Below are 293 nucleotides of genomic sequence, written 5' to 3'. Positions count from 1 at the left end.
CGCTTAATTAAGGGTGGCTCTATTACGCTATTTAGTCCAAGTGATGTTCCAGGACTATATGTTGCTTTCTTTGAAGACCAAGACAAGTTTGAACGTTTATACGTACAATATGAAAACGATGATTCAATTCGCAAAAAGCGTATTAAAGCTATTGAATTATTTACGTTGTTTGCACAAGAGCGTGCTAGCACCGGCCGTATTTACTTACAAAATGTTGATCACTGTAATACGCATAGTCCTTTTGATCCAAGTAAAGCGGCAATTCGTCAGAGCAATTTCTAAACACAAATTGC

Annotated in this window: 1 protein-coding gene; it reads left to right on the top strand. The window is 37.2% G+C overall.

The window, feature by feature from the left end:
• On the top strand, positions 1 to 282 hold a 282-nt coding region (locus AACQ14_RS24375; protein ID WP_339366119.1), incomplete at its 5' end, for a hypothetical protein.
• Positions 283 to 293 lie beyond the last annotated feature (11 nt).

The organism is Vallitalea maricola, assembly GCF_036985595.1.
Classification (GTDB): domain Bacteria; phylum Bacillota; class Clostridia; order Lachnospirales; family Vallitaleaceae; genus Vallitalea; species Vallitalea maricola.
Note: the sequence above shows the minus strand (reverse complement) of the source record. Positions and strands in the feature narration are given on the sequence as shown.